General features: G+C 60.2%; 12 protein-coding genes. 4 read left to right on the top strand and 8 right to left on the bottom strand.

Translation table 11 applies throughout. The annotated features are described in order from the left end of the window. From ACM6IK_RS27485 to ACM6IK_RS27475, 3 genes are all read left to right on the top strand, one after another. Entirely contained in the window at positions 1-825 is an 825-nt protein-coding gene (locus ACM6IK_RS27485) for a mechanosensitive ion channel family protein (RefSeq protein ID WP_007996721.1), read from the top strand. 90 nt (positions 826-915) lie between these two features. Then, positions 916-1,506 carry an RNA polymerase sigma factor SigX gene (sigX, locus tag ACM6IK_RS27480; RefSeq protein ID WP_081501652.1) on the top strand — a complete coding sequence of 197 codons (591 nt, stop codon included), beginning with the start codon at positions 916-918 and terminating at the stop codon, positions 1,504-1,506. Between the two features lie 107 nt (positions 1,507-1,613). Next, positions 1,614-2,660, top strand: coding sequence for an OmpA family protein (locus ACM6IK_RS27475; protein ID WP_414876803.1), 1,047 nt, complete (start codon positions 1,614-1,616; stop codon positions 2,658-2,660). Positions 2,661-2,735: 75 nt separating this feature from the next. On the opposite strand, the gene cobA is transcribed toward ACM6IK_RS27475, so the two are convergent. The 8 genes from cobA to ACM6IK_RS27435 all read right to left on the bottom strand — a co-directional run bounded on the left by cobA (position 2,736) and on the right by ACM6IK_RS27435 (position 14,348). Continuing rightward, a complete protein-coding gene (gene cobA / locus ACM6IK_RS27470; protein ID WP_414876802.1) occupies positions 2,736-3,521 on the bottom strand; it encodes a uroporphyrinogen-III C-methyltransferase in 786 nt (261 codons plus the stop codon). A gap of 10 nt (positions 3,522-3,531) precedes the next feature. Continuing rightward, positions 3,532-6,249 carry a molybdopterin-dependent oxidoreductase gene (locus ACM6IK_RS27465; protein ID WP_414876801.1) on the bottom strand — a complete coding sequence of 906 codons (2,718 nt, stop codon included), beginning with the start codon at positions 6,247-6,249 and terminating at the stop codon, positions 3,532-3,534. Further along, positions 6,249-6,566, bottom strand: coding sequence for a nitrite reductase small subunit NirD (gene nirD, locus ACM6IK_RS27460; RefSeq protein WP_085723155.1), 318 nt, complete (start codon positions 6,564-6,566; stop codon positions 6,249-6,251). The genes ACM6IK_RS27465 and nirD overlap by 1 nt, the downstream gene beginning before the upstream one ends. Next, complete coding sequence (gene nirB, locus ACM6IK_RS27455) at positions 6,563-9,016, bottom strand: nitrite reductase large subunit NirB (protein WP_414876800.1); 2,454 nt, start codon at positions 9,014-9,016, stop codon at positions 6,563-6,565. The genes nirD and nirB overlap by 4 nt, the downstream gene beginning before the upstream one ends. A 300-nt stretch (positions 9,017-9,316) precedes the next feature. Beyond that, positions 9,317-10,987, bottom strand: coding sequence for a protein kinase domain-containing protein (locus ACM6IK_RS27450; protein WP_414876799.1), 1,671 nt, complete (start codon positions 10,985-10,987; stop codon positions 9,317-9,319). 7 nt (positions 10,988-10,994) lie between these two features. After that, positions 10,995-12,206 (bottom strand): nitrate/nitrite transporter, encoded by a 1,212-nt coding sequence (locus ACM6IK_RS27445; protein WP_414876798.1) that lies wholly within the window; start codon positions 12,204-12,206, stop codon positions 10,995-10,997. Between the two features lie 339 nt (positions 12,207-12,545). After that, the gene (locus ACM6IK_RS27440; RefSeq protein WP_108218906.1) at positions 12,546-13,121 is read right to left on the bottom strand and encodes an ANTAR domain-containing response regulator; all 576 of its coding nucleotides are present in this window, start codon (positions 13,119-13,121) and stop codon (positions 12,546-12,548) included. Between the two features lie 15 nt (positions 13,122-13,136). After that, the gene (locus ACM6IK_RS27435; RefSeq protein WP_414876797.1) at positions 13,137-14,348 is read right to left on the bottom strand and encodes a CmpA/NrtA family ABC transporter substrate-binding protein; all 1,212 of its coding nucleotides are present in this window, start codon (positions 14,346-14,348) and stop codon (positions 13,137-13,139) included. 229 nt (positions 14,349-14,577) lie between these two features. Between ACM6IK_RS27435 and ACM6IK_RS27430 the strand changes: the two genes are divergently transcribed. Then, positions 14,578-15,597, top strand: coding sequence for a quinone-dependent dihydroorotate dehydrogenase (locus tag ACM6IK_RS27430; protein ID WP_414876796.1), 1,020 nt, complete (start codon positions 14,578-14,580; stop codon positions 15,595-15,597). Positions 15,598-15,793 lie beyond the last annotated feature (196 nt).

Here is a 15,793-nt window from a genome sequence, read left to right as displayed (position 1 = left end):
ATGGAACTTGATCTCTGGACTCAGAGCCTCGTCACTGCAATGACTGCGTTGTGGACCAAGGTTGCGAACTTCATTCCGAACCTGTTCGGCGCACTGGTTGTGCTGCTGTTGGGTTTTGTCGTGGCCAAACTGCTGGACACCCTGCTCTCCAAGTTGCTCGCCAAACTGGGCCTTGATCGCTTGATGGGCGGCACTGGCCTGACCAAGCTGCTGTCCCGCGCTGGATTGCAAGTTCCTATCTCGACCCTGATCGGCAAGATCGTCTATTGGTTCATTCTGCTTATTTTTCTGGTTTCTGCCGCAGAATCTCTTGGGCTTGAGCGGGTTTCAGCTACGCTGGATATGCTCGCGTTGTATCTGCCGAAGGTTTTCGGCGCGGCGCTGGTGTTGCTGGTAGGTGTTTTGCTGGCGCAACTGGCCAACGGGCTGGTGCGTGGAGCGGCAGAAGGCGTGGGCCTGGACTATGCTTCAGGGCTTGGTCGAATTGCCCAGGGCCTGGTGATCATCATCAGTATTTCGGTTGCGATCAGCCAGCTTGAGGTCAAGACTGACCTGCTGAACCATGTGATCGTGATCGTGTTGATAACCGTTGGTCTGGCGGTAGCGCTGGCCATGGGGTTGGGAAGCCGGGAAATTGCCGGCCAGATTCTTGCGGGAATCTATGTGCGTGAGCTGTACCAGGTTGGGCAACAAGTGCGTGTTGGCGAGGTCGAAGGCCAGATCGAGGAGATCGGCACGGTTAAAACCACATTGCTGACCGATGAGGGTGAGCTAGTCTCTCTTTCCAATCGGATCCTCCTTGAGCAGCATGTGAGTAGCCGCTAACCCGGCAAACCCTGCTAATGTATGCCGCCGCAAAATGCCTGTTGATGCTGGCTGCGGTGGACATTGACCTGACTGTCGGCCCGACTTGTTTTGAATAAAACCCAATCGTTATCCATGCGCTACGACCCCCGCGAGCTCTCTGATGAGGAGTTGGTCGCGCGCTCGCATACCGAACTGTTTCACGTAACACGCGCCTATGAAGAACTGATGCGGCGTTACCAGCGAACATTATTTAACGTGTGTGCACGGTATCTCGGGAACGATCGCGACGCAGACGATGTCTGTCAGGAGGTCATGTTGAAGGTGCTGTATGGCCTGAAGAACTTCGAAGGTAAATCGAAGTTCAAGACGTGGCTATATAGCATCACGTACAACGAATGCATCACACAATATCGAAAGGAACGGCGAAAGCGTCGCTTGATGGACGCATTGAGTCTTGATCCCCTTGAGGAAGCGTCCGAAGAAAAGGCGCCGAAACCTGAGGAAAAGGGTGGACTTGATCGCTGGTTGGTGTATGTGAACCCGATTGACCGCGAAATTCTGGTGCTACGTTTTGTCGCAGAGCTGGAGTTTCAGGAGATCGCAGACATCATGCACATGGGTTTGAGTGCAACAAAAATGCGGTACAAGCGCGCTCTAGATAAATTGCGTGAGAAATTTGCAGGCATTGCTGAAACTTAGTTCAGCGCAAATATCTCTTACGCGTAGGCAAGTTCTGTTAGACTTGCCGCCGAGTTGTCCCCCGGTTTGCGGGACTGCTTCACAATCACCAGATGGGGATTTAACGGATGAAACTGAAAAACACCTTGGGCTTGGCCATTGGTACTCTTATTGCCGCTACTTCGTTCGGCGCACTGGCACAAGGCCAAGGCGCAGTTGAAGGCGAGCTCAACTACGGGAAGAAGTACAACGACAGCGTTAACAACGTTGAAGACGGCTACACTCCTGGCGCCTCCATCGGTTACTTCTTGACCGACGACGTATCGTTGAACTTCACCTACAACAACGATGACTACACCCGTTCGAACAACAACACCGGCAACCAGAAAATCGAAGGCGACCAGTTCGGTCTGAACGCCCAGTACCACTTCAACAACGCTGGCGACGCTCTGCGTCCTTACGTTCAAGGTGGTGTCAAGCACGGCAGCCTGACCAACGTAGCTGCTGACGGCCACACCGGTCGTGACCAGTCGACTTTCCTGACTGCTGGCGCTGGCGTTAAGTACTACTTCGTTGAAAACGTTTACGCTCGTGCTGGCGTAGAAGCTGACTACAAGCTGGACAACGGCCGTTGGGACTACATCCCGTCCGTAGGTCTGGGCGTGAACTTCGGCGGCGGCAACAAGCCTGCTGCTGCTCCGGTTCCAGCTCCAGAAGTCTGCTCCGACAGCGACAACGATGGCGTTTGCGACAACGTTGACAAGTGCCCGGACACCCCAGCCAACGTTACTGTTGACGCTGATGGTTGCCCAGCAGTTGCTGAAGTCGTTCGTGTAGAGCTGGACGTGAAGTTCGACTTCAACAAGTCGGCAGTCAAGCCAAGCAGCTACGCTGACATCAAGAACCTGGCTGACTTCATGAAGCAGTACCCATCCACCACCACTACTGTTGAAGGTCACACTGACAACGTCGGTCCTGACGCTTACAACCAGAAACTGTCCGAGCGTCGTGCAAGCGCCGTTAAGCAAGTTCTGACCAACCAGTACGGTGTTGAATCGTCCCGCGTTCAGTCCGTTGGCTACGGCGAATCCCGCCCGGTTGCTGACAACAAAACTGAAGCTGGTCGTGCTGTTAACCGTCGCGTAGAAGCGCAGGTTGAAGCTCAAGCTAAGTAATTAGCTCGCAGCTCTGAGAAAAGCCCGGCTTAAGCCGGGCTTTTCTTTGTCTGCGATTTAGTGAGGAGGGACGCGTCAGGCGCGTTGATATCCAACATTGATGTCGACGGACAGAACCTCTTCGCGAGCAGGCTCGCTCCCACAGGAGGGGATGGCGTTGGCTGCGACTGCGCCAATCACCAGGATTGCCGGGCTTTTCAACTCGAAAGCACAGGCATCTTCCTCCATTGCCATCAGGCTGCTTCGACATTCCCGTTGATGCGGCAACGATGCATTTTCAATCATTGCCACCGGCGTATCTGCCGCCATTGCCCCCGCCAGCAGTTGCTCACGGATCTCGCTGAGCTTCGCCACCCCCATGTAGATCACCAGTGTCGTGCCGCCTTGGGCCAGCGCTTGCCAGTTCAGGCTGCTGTCATCCTGAGTGTGGGCGGTCACCAGAGTCACCCCTCGTGCCACGCCGCGCAGGGTCAATGGAATATCGCATTGCGTCGCGCCCGCCAGGCCGGCGGTGATGCCATTGACCAGCTCAACCTCGACCCCGCGCTCACGCAACCACTGCGCTTCTTCACCGCCACGCCCGAAGATGCACGGGTCGCCACCCTTGAGGCGCACCACGCATTTGCCCTGACGGGCATAGCGCAACATCAGGCGATGGATAAAGGCTTGCGGCGTTGAGCGACAGCCGCCGCGCTTGCCCACCGGAATTATCCGCGCGCCGGGACAGTGCTCCAGCACCGCGTCGTTGACCAGATCGTCGATCAGCACTACATCCGCTTCTCTCAACGCCCGAACAGCTTTGAGGGTCAGTAATTCAGGATCGCCGGGACCTGCACCCACCAGCCAGACTTTTGCGCTCATAGTGTTTTCCTCACGAGATGGTGGCTTGCGGCTGCGCGGTGGCGGCCAGCAAACGCTTGATTTCCGGGACGCAGGAGCCGCATTGCGTGCCGCAACCCAATTCTTGTTTCAAACCCGGCAAGTCCAGGCCGCGGCGGATGCCAGCGCAGACCGCGTTTTGGCTGACGTTTTTGCAGTTGCACAGGGTTTTGTTGCCGGTCGCTTCGGCGTCAACCTGGCCCGGTGGGGCGCTCAGTGGCGCGAGCAGCCAGCGCCGTAGTTGTTCATCGGTGCGACCTTCGAGCCAGAGGTTTTGCAGCCAGTGCCGGGCGAGGGTTTCACCCGCCAAGCGGATCGCGGTGATCCGGCCGTTCTCGATCCGCACCCGCTTACCGATGGAGCGTCGTGGATCGTCGTAGGCCAGTACCGGTCCATCGTTTAGCCCCAGGCATTGATCGATATCGCGCAGCAGTTGCGGATCTGGCGGCATGGCGCTGGCAGCGCGTATCAGCAGTGCAGGGCGCTCACGGCCGGTCAAACTGAGGCTGACGTAGGAAAACGCCTCGCAGAGGGGGCGCAGAGTCTCAAAGTGTTGTTGGACATCGCCCTCTATCAGCGCGAAAAGGTGCCAAGGTAAATGCACCGGTTCCAGGCGCACGCCGCTGTGTTTGAGTTCCGGTTGTTTCGACAACGGGTCGAAGGCAGGCAGGGTGAGGCTGTTCACGCCCCCCTTGAGGAAACGGTCACCAAAATGCATCGGCAAGAAGGCTTGGCCCGGACGCACGCTGTCGTCACTGGCGACCGGCACGATCACCGCGCCGCGGCGGCTTTTCAGGCTGATCAAATCGCCCGTTTGCAGGCGATGCCGGCGCAGCTCATCCGGGTGCAGGCTCAATACGGCTTCACTGACGTGACCGAACAGCTGCGCGGCGGTGCCGGTGCGGCTCATGCCATGCCATTGATCGCGCAAGCGGCCGGTGATCAGGGTCAGCGGGAAGCGTGCATCGCGTTGTTCTTTGGCGGCGCGGTACGGATCGGCCACGAACTGTGCGCGCCCATTGGCAGTGGCAAATATCCCGTCGACGTAGAGCCGTGCCGTGCCTTCGACGGCACCCGCAGGGAAGGGCCACTGCTGCGGGCCGAGACGATCGATCAGTGCATGGCTGATACCGGACAGATCCAGGTCGCGACCGTGAGTCAGGTGTTTGTATTCATCAAAGACCTGGGCGGGGCTATCAAATGCAAACAGGCTGGTTTGGCCGGGGCGCAGGTATTTCTCCAGGCGTTGTGCGAAATCTACCGTAATTGCCCAGTCCGGCCGTGCCTCACCCGGTGCGACGATTGCCTGGCGTACATGGGAAATGCGCCGTTCGGAATTGGTCACGCTGCCTTCCTTTTCTCCCCAACTGGCCGCGGGCAGCAGGAGGTCGGCAAACTTCGTGGTTTCAGTAGTGCGAAAGGCTTCCTGCAACACCACGAACGGGCAGGCTTGCAAGGCGGCGCGCACGGCCGTCTGGTCCGGCATGGATTGCGCGGGGTTGGTGCAGGCGATCCACAACGCCTTGATCTTGCCGCTGCGCACTTGCTCGAACAGCTCGATCGCCGAGAGCCCGGGATTTTCCGGCAGTTGCTCGACGCCCCAATAGGACGCAACTTGCTCACGGTGTTGCGCATTGGCGGCATCACGATGGCCGGGCAGCAGGTTGGACAAACTGCCGGTTTCCCGCCCACCCATGGCATTTGGCTGACCGGTGAGGGAGAAAGGTCCGGCGCCGGGGCGGCCGATCTGCCCGGTGGCAAGGTGCAGATTGATCAGTGCACTGTTTTTCGCGCTGCCGGCGGTGGACTGGTTCAAGCCCATGCACCACAGCGACAGAAAGCTTGGGGATGTACCGATCCACTCGGCACATTGCTGCAATTGCTCGATGCTGATTCCGCAGAGCTGCGAAACCATTGGCGGGGTGTAGTCACGCACCAGGCTTTTCAGCTCAGCCAGACCTTCGGTGTGGTCTTTGATGAAGTCACGATCGATCCAGTCTTCCCACAGCAGCAAATGCAAAATCCCATGGAATAAAGCGACATCGGTGCCCGGCAAGATCGGCAGGTGCAGGTCAGCCAGATCGCAGGTGTCTGTACGACGTGGGTCAATGACGATGACCTTCATCTGCGGCCGGCGGGCTTTGGCTTCCTCCAGGCGACGAAACAGCACCGGATGGGCGTAGGCCATGTTGCTGCCCACGATCATCACGCAATCGCTCGATTCCAGGTCTTCGTAGCTGCAAGGCGGCGCGTCGGCACCCAGGCTGCGCTTGTAGCCGACTACCGCCGAGGACATGCACAGCCGCGAATTGCTGTCGATGTTATTGGTACCCACCAGGGCACGTGCCAGCTTGTTGAAGGCGTAGTAGTCCTCGGTCAACAGTTGCCCGGAAATGTAAAACGCCACGCTGTCCGGGCCATGTTCGGCAATGGTCGCGGCAAATACGCTGGCGGCGTGATCGAGGGCGGTATCCCAGTCGGTACGGGTGCGGGCCAGTCCTTTACCGAGGCGCAGTTCGGGATACAGCGCCCGCGCCGTCAAGTCGCCAGTCAGGTGCAGGGTCGAACCCTTGCTGCACAGTTTGCCGAAATTGGCCGGGTGCGTCGGATCGCCGCTGACGCCGAGGATGCGTGAACCGTCGTGCTCGATCAGCACGCCGCAGCCGACCCCGCAGTAACAGCAGGTGGATGCAGTGATCTGGCGGTCCATCAGCCTGCATCCCGCAGGGCCAGCATCACCCGGCCATTTTCCACCCGGGCGAGATGGTGATGGGCACAGCCGATGTCCGGGGCCAGTGCTTCGCCGCTTTGCAGGTCGATTTGCCAGTTGTGCAACGGGCAGGCCACCCGCTTGCCGTAGACCAGGCCTTGGGACAACGGGCCGCCCTTGTGCGGGCAGCGGTCGTCAAGGGCGAACACTTCGTCGTCGCTGGTACGAAAAATCGCGATGTCTCCCTTTGGCCCGGCGATGATCCGTGAGCCCAGGGCATTGATCTCTTCCAGTGCGCAGATATCCAGCCAGTTCATGCCAGCACCTCCAGGTTTTTCACGGGGATGACGTCGAATTCTTTTTTCAGCTGGGGCTGTTCCAGGCGTTCCTTCCACGGGTCCTGTTCGAACGACAGGGAGAACTGCAGGCGATCGTTGAGCGCCTTGCGCCGCTCCGGGTCCTCGAGCACGGCTTTCTTGATATGGTCCATGCCAACCCGTTGCAGGTAGTGCACGGTGCGTTCGAGGTAAAAGGCTTCTTCGCGATACAGTTGCAGGAATGCACCGTTGTATTCGCGGACTTCTTCGGCGGTTTTCAGTTTGACGAAGAATTCCGCGACTTCGGTCTTGATCCCGCCGTTGCCACCGATGTACATCTCCCAGCCGGAGTCCACGCCGATAATTCCCACATCCTTGATGCCGGCTTCCGAACAGTTGCGCGGGCAACCGGAGACAGCCAGTTTCACCTTGTGCGGTGACCACATGTTGAACAGGTCATGTTCCAGTTCGATGCCCAACTGTGTGGAGTTCTGGGTGCCAAAGCGGCAGAACTCGCTGCCGACGCAGGTTTTCACCGTGCGGATGGATTTGCCGTAGGCGTGGCCGGACGGCATGTCCAGGTCTTTCCATACCCCCGGCAGGTCTTGCTTGCGGATGCCCAGCAAGTCGATGCGCTGACCACCGGTGACTTTGACCATCGGCACGTTGTACTTGTCGGCAACATCGGCAATGCGCCGCAGTTCCGAAGGATTGGTCACACCGCCCCACATCCGCGGGACTACAGAGTAAGTGCCGTCTTTCTGAATGTTGGCGTGAGCCCTTTCGTTGATCAGGCGCGATTGCGGATCGTCCCTGGCTTCCCCCGGCCAGGTGGAAATCAGGTAGTAGTTGAGCGCCGGCCGGCAGGTGGCGCAGCCATTGGGGGTGCGCCAGTTCAGGTAGCTCATGGTGCCGGCGATGGTCAGCAGGTGCTGTTCGCGGATGGCCTGACGGATTTGCCCGTGGTTGAGGTCGCTGCAGCCGCAGATGGCCTTTTCGCTTTTCGGTTTGACGTCGGCGGCACCGCCCACGGTGTTGATCAGGATCTGTTCGACGAGGCCGGCGCAGGAACCGCAGGAGCTGGCGGCCTTGGTGTGTTTCTTCACTTCGTCGACGCTGAACAGCCCGTGTTCCTGAATGGCCTTGACGATGGTGCCTTTGCACACGCCGTTGCAGCCGCAGACTTCGGCCGTGTCAGCCATGCTCATGGCTTTGTCCTGGCCTTGATGTCCTACGTCACCCAGTGCATTTTCACCGAACATCAAGTGATCGCGGATCTCGTCGATGGCGTGATTTTCACGGATCTGCCGGAAATACCAGCCGCCGTCTGCCGTATCGCCATACAGGCAGGCGCCGACCAGCACGTCATCCTTGATCACCAGTTTCTTGTAGACCCCGCCAATCGGGTCCGAGAGGGTGATGGTCTCGGTGCCTTCACCGCCCATGAAGTCGCCGGCGGAGAACAGGTCGATACCGGTAACCTTCAATTTGGTCGAAGTCACCGACCCCTTGTAGGTGGCAAAACCCAGTTGGGCGAGGTGGTTGGCGCAGACTTTGGCCTGTTCGAACAGCGGCGCCACTAAACCATAGGCGATGCCGCGGTGGCTGGCGCATTCGCCGATGGCGTAGACCCGGGGGTCGTAGGTTTGCATCGTGTCGTTGACCAGAATCCCGCGGCTGCAAGGGATGCCGGATTTTTCCGCGAGTTCGGTGTTGGGGCGAATGCCGGCGGCCATCACCACCAGGTCGGCGGGGATGATGTCGCCGTTCTTGAACTGCACCGAGCCGACCCGGCCGTTGCCGGCGTCGTGCAGGGCCTGGGTCTGTTCGCACAGGCGAAAGTGCAGGCCACGAGCTTCCAGGGCGGTTTGCAGGAGTTGGCCGCTGGTTTTGTCCAGTTGCCGTTCCAGCAGCCATTCGCCGATGTGCACCACGGTGACGTGCATGCCGCGCAGCATCAGGCCGTTGGCGGCTTCAAGGCCCAGCAGGCCGCCGCCGATGACCACGGCGTGCTTGTGGGTCTTGGCGGTGTCAATCATCGCCTGGGTGTCGGCAATGTCGCGGTAGCCGATCACGCCCTGCAAGGTATTGCCGGGGATTGGCAGGATGAACGGGGTCGAGCCGGTGGCAATCAGCAGGCGATCGTATTCGGCTTCGGTGCCGTCTTCGGCGATGACCCGGCGTTTGACCCGATCGATCTCCACCACTTTGCGGTTGAGCAGCAGCTTGATGTTGTTTTCCAGATACCAGTCCAGATCGTTGAGCACGATCTCTTCGAACGTCTGTTCGCCCGCCAGTACGGGCGACAGCAGGATGCGGTTGTAGTTGGTATGGGGTTCGGCGCCGAAGACCGTGATGTCGTACAGTTCATTACTCAGCTTGAGCAGTTCTTCCAGGGTCCGGACCCCGGCCATGCCGTTGCCGATCATCACCAGTTTTAGTTTTTTCATCAGGTTCTCCGGGGAGCTCAGGCCTGCCTCATCAGGGTTCAGGCCATGCTCGACAAAATTTTGCGCAAACAAAAAAAGGCGTCCCGCTAGTTGCCTAGCGAGGACGCCTTTGTCCTGGTCCCGTTCTCTCGGGAAGTGCAGCCTTCGTCGTTGAAGCCCGCGCTTTATGTCTGTTGAATGAGGTAATGCAGTGGTTGTGCCAACTCTCGCAAGGGCCTGATTTATGGGCTCTCACCGTGGGAGGAGAGGGTTGGCGTGCACCGGTTCAAGGCGTAGTGCCCGGTTTTGAAGCAGAAAAACTCAGCCATGAAACAGCAAAAACAGTAGCACCAGATTCACCAGTAACGACACCAGCGCCAATGTCCGCCAGACTTTCAGCGGCTCGCGCTCCAGCAACGGTCTGGGGCGCACGCTCAAGTTACGACGTTCTCCCTGTTCCAGTAGCAACAACCATTCTTCCGCCGTTTCGAAGCGCTGATCCGGAGCCGCAGCCACCGCGCGCTCCAGGCTTTGCGCGATCCATTCCGGCAGGTCGGGCCGGTAGCGACTGGCGCTGACAGGCACACTAAACCGTGGTCGCTGGAACGCTTCGATTTCGCCGTAGGGATAATGCCCGGTCAGCAGGTAATACAAGGTCACGCCGACTGCATACAAATCCTGTTGTGGCGTAGGAGGGTCGCCTCGAAAAGCCTCCGGCGCGATATAGCTGGGCGTTCCGGGCAGGGCGCAAGCTTGATCTTCGGACAGCCCAGGGCAGTAGGCGAGGCCGAAATCCAGCAGGCGCAACTCGCCGTCGTCCCCCAGCAACAGGTTCTCCGGTTTGATATCGCGATGCAGAATCTGCCGTCGATGCAGTATGCCGACGGCCCGCAGCAGGCGTTCGGCCAGGTCCAGCCATTGAGCCAGTGGCAGCGTTGCGACACGCTCATGCAGCTCAGCCAGGGTAGACCCGGAATATTCACGCATCACGTAGTACAAATGCTGACGCTGACTGGAGGCATGGACTTCGGGAAAATGCCGCCCGGCCACACGCTTGAGAAACCATTCCTCCGATAACAATGCCTGCCCGGCCTGATGATCGTCACGGAGCGCACCGGGCAAGGTTTTCAGCAACCAGGGTTGTTGCTGCGCGTCGCTCACCCGATACAGCAGCGATTGCTGGCTCTGGCCGAGGATCCCTTCCACGTGCCAGCCTTCGAAGGTCTGGCCCGGCTTCAGTGCAGGCGGGAGTGGCCATTGCTGCAAATGAATCAGTGCATCGCCAATGCTGGTTTCGCCAAGGGCATCGACCCGCACCAGCAGGGCGCTGGCATTGTCCTGGCTGCCGGCCAGGTGCGCGGCGCTGACCAGCGTTTGCGCGGCACTGTCCAAATCAGGCTGATCCCGCAGAATCGCCGCAATGGCCGTGTCGCCCAGCACGGCCCAGATGCCGTCGCTGAGCAGCACGAAACTCTCGTTCAGCCGAAGTTCGCCATCGAGAAAGTCCAGCACCAAGTGTTGATCCAGCCCGAGGGCCCGTTTAAGCACATGCTGCATGCCCGGCTGGTCCCAGACGTGATCCTCGCTCACTCGTTGCAGCGTGTCGGCGTGCCAGCGATATACCCGGCAATCGCCAACGTGAGCCAAGGTAAAACGCCGGCCGCGCATCACCAAGGCACTGACTGTGGTCAGCAGCGGTTGGCCGCCACCGTTAGCCTGCAACCAGCGATTTTGCGCCAGCAGCAGGCGATCCAATGCCTGGGCGACGCCCCAGGTTTCCGGGGTGGCGTAGTAGTCCAGTGCCAGGGCCTGCAAGGTCGAACGGGCGGCGAGCCCGCCATCGGCGCATTGGCTGACGCCGTCGGCGATGGCGAACAGATAACCTTTGCTCGCTGCCAGCGCCGGGGCCGGAGTGACCAGGCGCAGAGCGTCCTGGTTCTCCTCGCGGGGACCGATGGCGCTGTGTTCGGCGAAGCTCAGTTGCAGGCTCATGCAGTCCTCACACCCGTGCAGCGGTGACGGCTGCCGAACCCCAAGTGGTTCTCCAGCGACGTTTCACCCCATGTAGACCGAACCAGGCGAGTACGCCGAGGCTGGCGAACAACCACAGCGCCAGTTGATAGCTGCCGGTGCTTTGCTTGATCGCGCCCATGCCGGCCGCGAGGGCAAATCCACCGATGCCGCCGGCCATGCCGATCAGACCGGTCATCACGCCGATTTCCCGACGAAAACGCTGCGGCACCAACTGGAACACCGCGCCATTGCCTGCACCCAAACCGAGCATGGTGCAGACGAAAAGTGCCAGTGCGGCGTAGGAATTCGGCAGGTTGAAGCCGACAGCGGTAATGCAGATCGCCGCGACGGTGTACATCGCCAACAAGGTCCGAATGCCGCCGAACCGGTCGGCCAGCGCGCCGCCCAGAGGGCGCATCAGGCTGCCGCCGAACACACAGGCGGCGGTGTAGTAGCCGGCAGTGACCGGGCTCAGGCCGTACTGGTCGTTGAAATAGCCGGGCAGGGCACTGGCCAGGCCGATGAAGCCGCCGAACGTCACGCTGTAGAAAAACATGAACCACCAGCTGTCACGATCGCCCAGGGCCTTGAAGTAGTCGGCGATGGCTTTGGCTTTTGGCCGCTCGGGGGCGTTTTTGGCCAGCCAGGCGAAGACGATCAAGGCCAGAATCAGCGGGATCAGGGCGAACCCGAACACGTTGCTCCAGCCAAACGCCGCCGCCAGCACCGGGGCGATCAATGCGGCGAACACCGTGCCCGAGTTCCCCGCACCGGCGATGCCCATGGCCTTGCCTTGATGCTGCGGCGGATACCACTGCGATGCCAGGGGCAGGGCGACGGCGAAAGAAGCGCCGGCCATGCCGAGGAACAGACCCAGTAGCAACGCTTGCTCGTAGCTGTGGATACCGAGTTTCCAGGCGCCAAACAATGCGCAGATCACGATGACCTGACCGATCAGCCCGGCGGTTTTGGGCGACAGGCGATCAGCCAGCATCCCCATCACGAAACGCAAGACCGCCCCGGCCAGGATAGGCGTGGCGACCACCAGCCCGCGTTGCTGCGTCGTCAGGTGCAGGTCGGCGGCGATCTGTACCGCCAACGGACCGAGGAGGTACCAGACCATGAAGCTCAGGTCGAAGTAGAGGAAGGCTGCGAACAATGTGGGTGTATGGCCAGATTTCCAGAAGCTTGAATTCATCGCGCACCTCAGCTGTGAAGAGTCTCGAAAGGAGTCATGAGCTTGCAGGTGGGGCGCCGTTACGGCCGCACCACCGGCCCCGTGCTGTGGGGCCAAAACGAAAAAACGCCGCCACCCGATCCGCCAGGGGCGAATGAGGTGCGCGACGTCTTTGTCGTAGGTGGGGCAACCGCCGTTGGTTACCTGTGGTGATTACTTAGCGAGATCTGTGCCAACACTCGAAATCGAGTCGCCGCCATTCGCGAGCAGGCTCGCTCCCACAAGGGAATGGCGTCGAACACAAATCACCTGTGGGGGCGAGCTTGCTCGCGATGGCGCTCGGACAGGTGGCACAGGACTTCAGCCGAGCAACTCGCTCATGGCAATGATCTGCTCCGCCACCTGAATCAGCTTCTGCTGGCGGCTCATCGCCTGGCGGCGCATCAGCGTGTAGGCCTCTTCTTCGTTGCAGTCCTTCATTTTCATCAGCAGTCCCTTGGCCAGTTCGATGCGCTTGCGCTCGGCCAGTTGCTGGTCGCGGGCCTGCAATTGGGCACGCAAGGCCTGATCGCTTTCGAAGCGCGCCATGGCCACATCGAGAATCGGCTGCAGGCGTTGTGCGTGAATGCCTTCGACGATGTAGGCACTGACTCCGGACTTGATCGCCTGTCGCATCACACCGGGGTCGTGTTCGTCGGTGAACATCACAATCGGTCGTGGCTGGTCGCGAGTCACCAGCACCACTTGTTCCATGACATCGCGACCCGGTGACTCGGTATCGATCAGAATCACATCCGGACGCACCGTTTCGACGCGTTCGGGCAGGTCGATGGTCAGGCCGGATTCATCGATCACTTCGAATCCGGCCTCGGTCAGGGCGGCCTTCAGGCGTCCGACTTTTTTTGCGGTGTCGTTGATCAGCAGGATACGCAGCATGTTCGTGGTCTCCTGTCAGCGGCTGGCGGATCGAGGGGAGTTGTCGCTCATGGCGTGCAGTTTGAAACTGCGGGCATAACCGGCCGGGTCCGAGCCGTCCCAGATTTTGCCGTCGATCAACTGGCTGCTGCGCATTTCCTCGGCGGGTGAGGCGACGCCGACGGCACTGGCGGCTTCACGGTAGAGGTCCAGTTGCTGGACCTGCCGGGCCACCGCGAGATAGTCCGGGTCATCGCGCAACAAGCCCCAGCGGCGGAACTGGGTCATGAACCACATGCCGTCGGACAGATACGGCAGGTTGACCTCGCCATCCCCGTGCAAGCGCAGTGCGTGCGGGTCTTGCCAGCGATGGCCAAGGCCGTCGGCGTATTCGCCCAGCAGGCGCGGTTCGATACAGTCCAGTGGCGCGTCAAGGTACTGATCGGCACTGAGCAATTGTGCGGTACTGCGGCGATTCTCGGTGCTTTCTTCAATGAAACGGCTGGCCTCGAGAACCGCCATCACCAATGCCCGGGCAGTATTGGGGTATTGCTCGACGAACGCGCGGGTGCAGCCCAGGACTTTTTCCGGATGATCGGGCCAGAGGGTCTGGGTGGTGGCCAGGGTGAAGCCGAGGTCCTGTTGCACGGCGCTGGCGGACCAGGGTTCGCCGACGCAGAACCCGTCGATACGCCCGGCTCGCAGGTGCGCGACCATTTGCGGTGGCGGCACCACCACGCTGTCGACATCCTGCAATGGGTGAATGCCCTGGCTGGCGAGCCAGTAATACAACCACATGGCGTGGGTGCCGGTTGGAAAAGTCTGGGCGAAGGTGAGTTTTGAGCGAGTTTGGTGCACGTGCCGATCCAGTGCTTCAGGACTGGTCACTCCCAGCGCCTGCAAGCCGCCGGACAGATTGATGCTTTGGCCGTTCTGATTCAGGCCCATCAGCACGGCCATGTCGGTCGCCGCCACGCCACCGATGCCCAGGTGTACGGCGTAAATCAGACCGTAGAGGCTGTGGGCTGCATCGAGTTCGCCGCTGACCAGTTTGTCCCGCAGGTTGGCCCAGGACGACTGGCGCTTGAGGTTCAGGGTCAAGCCGTGGGGTTGGGCGAAGCCCTGGGTGGCGGCGACCACCACCGAGGCGCAGTCGCTCAGGGCCATGAAGCCGAGATTGATTTCGGTTTTTTCCGGGGCATCGCTGCCATTGACCCAGGCCAGAGGGCCGGCTGACGGTTCGTTCATCGCATGTTTACCTTGCAAAAAAAAACGTCGACCCGAGTCCTTGCATGAGCAGGCCGTGGACGACGCCATTGTCTTTGCACACATTCCGTCGTCGGCATGGGTGCTGGTACCTGGATTGGTGCAAGGCATATGCCATTAACCGCAGATTTGCTCACGCGCCTCGCTTGCAGCCCCGATGCCCGGCTATAATCGCCGCCTCAATTCGCCGTCAATCGAGTCAAATCCGCCCATGTACACCCTGGCCCGTCAGCTGTTGTTCAAACTCTCCCCGGAAACCTCCCACGATCTGTCCCTGGACCTGATCGGCGCGGGCGGGCGTCTTGGGCTCAACGGCTTGCTGTGCAAGGCCCCGGCGAAGATGCCGGTGAATGTCATGGGCCTGGACTTCCCGAATCCCGTGGGACTGGCCGCCGGTCTGGACAAGAATGGTGCGGCCATCGATGGTCTCGCCCAACTGGGTTTCGGTTTTGTCGAAATCGGCACCATCACGCCGCGTCCGCAGCCGGGCAACCCGAAGCCACGCCTGTTCCGTTTGCCGCAAGCCGAGGCGATCATCAATCGCATGGGCTTCAACAACCTCGGCGTCGATCACCTGCTGGCTCGAGTGGCGGCGGCCAAGTACAAGGGCGTGCTGGGTATCAACATCGGCAAGAACTTCGATACGCCGGTCGAGCGCGCCGTGGACGACTACCTGATCTGCCTGGACAAGGTTTACGCCCACGCCAGCTATGTGACGATCAACGTCAGTTCGCCGAATACGCCGGGTCTGCGCAGCCTGCAATTTGGCGACTCGCTCAAGCAGTTGCTGGCCGATCTGGCCGAGCGCCGCGCGGAACTGGCGTTGCGTCATGGCAAACATGTACCGCTGGCGATCAAGATTGCGCCGGACATGAGCGACGAAGAAACCGCACAGGTTGCGCAAGCGCTGATCGAAACCGGAATGGATGCCGTCATTGCGACTAACACCACCCTGAGCCGCGTAGGCGTCGAAGGCTTGGAGCATGGTGACGAAGCCGGTGGTTTGTCTGGTGCACCGGTTCGCGACAAGAGCACCCACACCGTGACAGTGCTGGCATCGGAGCTGGGTGGTCGGCTACCGATCATCGCTGCCGGCGGCATTACCGAAGGCAAGCACGCCGCAGAAAAAATCACCGCAGGCGCGAGTCTGGTGCAGATCTATTCGGGCTTCATCTACAAAGGCCCGGCGCTGATTCGTGAGTCTGTGGACGCAATCGCAGCGCTACGCTGAACCCCTGTGGGAGCGAGCTTGCTCGCGATGGCGGTGTGTCAGGCGGCATGGATGTTGGATGTGCTGGCCTCATCGCGAGCAAGCTCGCTCCCACAGGTAAGTGTGTAGTTCAAGGTGAGTAATCCGCAGGCATAAAAAAGGGCTCCTTAAAAGGAGCCCCTGGGCCGGAGCCCGCCGTCCGGATGGGACGCGCATG

Origin of the sequence: Pseudomonas sp. IT-196MI5, from assembly GCF_949767415.1 — a bacterium.
GTDB lineage: Bacteria > Pseudomonadota > Gammaproteobacteria > Pseudomonadales > Pseudomonadaceae > Aquipseudomonas.
Note: the sequence above shows the minus strand (reverse complement) of the source record. Positions and strands in the feature narration are given on the sequence as shown.